Below are 3,678 nucleotides of genomic sequence, written 5' to 3'. Positions count from 1 at the left end.
TGAGAATGATTTTTAGAAATAAAAAGATGAAGAATGCACTTCAGAAGGGCTTGTAGAGGGGATGAAAAAACGCTTTGGCGTTTGAAAGAAAACTCTTTTACGTTTGGGTGAAAACATAAAGGCGTTTGAAGTAAAATGTACTTACGCTTTACTTCAAACGCACTTGCGTTGTTTTTAATCAGAATTTAGGATAATAATACGGTAATTCCCATGTACATGAGCATACCGATAATGTCGTTGGTAATGGAGATAAACGGTCCGGTGGCAATGGCCGGATCGATTTTCAGTTTTTCCAGTGTCATGGGCACCAGTGTGCCGAAAATGGAGGCAAACATAACCACGGCAAACAGGCTGATGGATACCGAATAGCTGACCGTAGCCGTAGCTCCGAAGCGGATGAAGTTGTAGATATACACCAGCATGGAAATGATGGTGGCGTTGATAAGGGCTACGACGGATTCTTTCAGCACCTGCTTGAAAGTGTTTTCGGCGTTCAGTGAGCTGTTAGCCAGACCTTGCACGACCAATGCAGAGGACTGGGTTCCCACGTTTCCTCCCGTTCCACCGATAAGGGGAATGTAAAGCGCCATTTCCGGATGAGCAGCAAAGGTAGAGTCAAAGTTGCCCAGAATCATGGAGTTACCGATTCCACCCAGCATACCGATGAGTAGCCACGGAAGGCGCGCGGTGGTCTGGCGGAACACGTTGTCGTCTGTTTCTACGTCCTGTGACAAACCGGATGCCAACTGGTAGTCGCGTTCGGCCTGTTCACGAACCTCGTCCATTACGTCGTCTACGGTGATGCGCCCTACCAGGCGGCCGATGCTGTCGACCACAGGAACGGCCACCAAGTCATACTTTTCAATGGTCTGCACCACCTCTTCAATGGGCGTATCCACATGGACGGAAATCGGGTCCTTCTTCATCACGTGTTTCACCTTGGAAACCGACGGACTGGTAATCATCTTTTTCAGTGGGAATACACCGCGCAGACGCTCGTCGTCGTCTACCACATATACATAATATATCTCGTCCATTTCTTCTGCCTGCAGTCGCATTTCGCGCAGGCATTCGGGCATACTCCAGTTCTCATTCACAATCACCATTTCCGTACCCATCAAACCACCGGCGGTGTCTTCGTCGTATTTCAGCAAGTCGACGATGTCGCCTGCCTGTTCGATGTCTTCAATGTGTGAAAGCACCTCTTCCTGCTTGTCCTCGTCCATTTCACGGATGATGTCTACGGCATCGTCCGAATCCATGTAGTCGACAAAGCGCTTGGCGATGGTTTCAGGGGGAAGTATTTCGAGGAATTTCTTTCGTGCATCCTCGTCCATTTCAATCAGTACGTCGGCTGCCGTTTCGTTGTCCAGCAGCAGGTAGATGAAGCGGGCATCTTCTGCGTCCAGCTCGTTGCACAGCTCGGCGATGTCGGCCGGATGCAGGTCCTTGATGACTTCTTTTAACTGGTCGGAATCTTTCTTCTCGATCAGTTCGGTGACTAATTTAATATCTTCGCTATTCATCTTGTAAACTCCTGATGAGGGTTGTTATCGTAGTCTGTAAGTCTCGTGTGCAGGGGTCACTCGGCCTTTGCGGCTGAGGAATTCAAGGCTTCTTCCACCCGGTTGGTCAGGTCGATGAAGTCTTGTACGGAAAGCTGTTCAGGCCGTTTGTTGAAGATAGGGTCGGCACTGAGCGGATTTCCTTTCTCCAGAATCGGAGATATGGAGTTGCGGAGCGTCTTGCGGCGCTGGTTGAATGTTGTCTTGACAATCTGCTTGAACAACTGCTCGTTGCATCCCAACTCCTTGGTTTCGTTGCGGGTCATGCGGATGACGGCGCTCTTCACCTTGGGAGGAGGATTGAACACATGTTCGTGTACGGTGAACAGGTATTCCACGCTGTACCAGGCTTGAATCAGTACGCTCAGAATGCCGTAGGTCTTGTTGCCCGGACGAGCCGCGATGCGTTCGGCCACTTCCTTCTGAATCATGCCCGTGCAGCAGGGAATCAAGTCCTTGTAGTCGAGCATCTTGAAGAATATCTGGCTGGAAATGTTGTAGGGATAGTTGCCGGTCAGCACAAAAGGCTGTCCGTCGAAAAGTTGCCGGAGGTCCATTTTCAGGAAATCCTGCTCGATGATATGGTCTCCTAATTGCGGAAAATTCTCACGCAGGTAAGCTACCGATTCAAAATCCAGCTCCACCACCTTGAGCGGGCGATCTTTTTTCAGCAGGTATTGGGTGAGAACTCCCATTCCGGGACCTACTTCGAGAACGGGAAGGGCCGGGCAGGCGTCTACCGTGTCGGCTATGTCTTGTGCCACTTGCAGGTCTTTCAGGAAGTGTTGTCCTAAAAACTTTTTAGGTTTAACTAATTTCATACCTCAGGTTTTAAATGTTCGTATTATCTTTGTGACTTGCAAAGTTAAACATAAATCTTTATATACAGACTGATTTTGGAACGAACAGGTTTAAAAAAAGTACTAAATAAGGTCTTCCAGATAGCGCTTCCGTTGGTACTCGGAGCGGCTATTCTGCTTTGGACATACCACGATTTTGATTTCCGGCGTGTGTGGAGCGTGCTGGATGGCGGCATGAATTATGGCTGGATGGCCTTTTCGCTGGTGTTTGGTGTGTTGGGACATCTGTTCCGCGGCTGGCGCTGGAATCTGACGTTAGCCCCGTTAGGTGAATATCCCAAGGTGTCGAACAGTGTGTATGCGGTTTTTGTGTCGTACGCGGCCAATCTGGTCGTACCGCGTGTGGGGGAGGTTTCCCGCTGCGGTATCCTGTCGAAGTACGACGGGGTTTCTTTCTCCAAATCGCTGGGTACGGTGGTGACGGAGCGTCTCATCGATACCATCTGTGTGCTGCTGATTACCGTAGTGACGCTGTTGCTCCAGTCGCGTGTGTTTGCGGCATTCTTTGAAAAGACCGGTACGAACATGGGCTTCTTTACGGGCTTGTTTACTTCCACCAATTTTTATATCACCCTCATCTGTCTGTTCGCCTTGGGCGTGCTGGCGTTTTTCCTGATTCGCAATTTGACGGTATTTGCGAAGGTGCGCGGCATATTGAACGATGTGTGGGCCGGATGTTTGTCGCTTCGGCATGTAAAACATCCGTGGCTGTTCGCTTTTTACACCGTGGGCATCTGGGCATGCTATTTCCTGCAATTTTATGTAAGCTTTTATTGCTTTGATTTTTCTGCCTCATTGGGCTGGATGCCTGGACTGGTGATGTTTGTGGTGGGCAGTATCGCCGTGGCCGTTCCTACTCCTAACGGAGCAGGTCCGTGGCACTTTGCAGTCATTACCATGATGATGATGTATGGGGTGGGAAAGGAAGATGCCGGAATATTTGCCCTGCTGGTGCACGGTATTCAAACCTTTTTATTAATTTTGCTAGGTTTTTACGGGCTTGTAGCCTTACCACTTGTAAATAAGAAACGGACCGGGAAGTGAAATTGCTTTTCCGGAATAAAATCAAAAAATATAATATGAACGAAATTCTTTCTTTGGCTCCGCAGAATGTGTGGAAGCATTTCTATTCGTTGACGCAAATTCCTCGTCCGTCTGGACATTTGGAAAAAATTCAGGCTTTCTTGCTGGAATTCGGCAAGCAGGTAGCTGTGGAATCATTTCAGGATGAGGCTGGAAACATAATCTATCGC

3 protein-coding genes and 1 pseudogene are annotated in these 3,678 nt (G+C 48.9%); 2 read left to right on the top strand and 2 right to left on the bottom strand.

The genetic code is table 11. The annotated features are described in order from the left end of the window. Positions 1 to 185: 185 nt before the first annotated feature. Complete coding sequence (gene mgtE / locus ACMJ0U_RS11790; RefSeq protein WP_007563392.1) at positions 186 to 1,526, bottom strand: magnesium transporter; 1,341 nt, start codon at positions 1,524 to 1,526, stop codon at positions 186 to 188. Between the two features lie 56 nt (positions 1,527 to 1,582). Further along, positions 1,583 to 2,386 (bottom strand): 16S rRNA (adenine(1518)-N(6)/adenine(1519)-N(6))-dimethyltransferase RsmA, encoded by an 804-nt coding sequence (gene rsmA / locus ACMJ0U_RS11785; protein WP_007563391.1) that lies wholly within the window; start codon positions 2,384 to 2,386, stop codon positions 1,583 to 1,585. Positions 2,387 to 2,461: 75 nt separating this feature from the next. Here rsmA and ACMJ0U_RS11780 point away from each other — a divergent pair, with 75 nt between their 5' ends. Then, positions 2,462 to 3,469 carry a lysylphosphatidylglycerol synthase transmembrane domain-containing protein gene (locus ACMJ0U_RS11780; protein ID WP_417130089.1) on the top strand — a complete coding sequence of 336 codons (1,008 nt, stop codon included), beginning with the start codon at positions 2,462 to 2,464 and terminating at the stop codon, positions 3,467 to 3,469. Between the two features lie 35 nt (positions 3,470 to 3,504). Further along, a pseudogene (locus tag ACMJ0U_RS11775) lies at positions 3,505 to 3,678 on the top strand (cytosol nonspecific dipeptidase); the annotation flags it as partial.

It is taken from the genome of Phocaeicola sp., from assembly GCF_048170425.1.
GTDB lineage: Bacteria > Bacteroidota > Bacteroidia > Bacteroidales > Bacteroidaceae > Phocaeicola.
The sequence above is the reverse complement of the archived record's forward strand: the minus strand, read 5'-3'. Positions and strand labels throughout refer to the sequence as shown.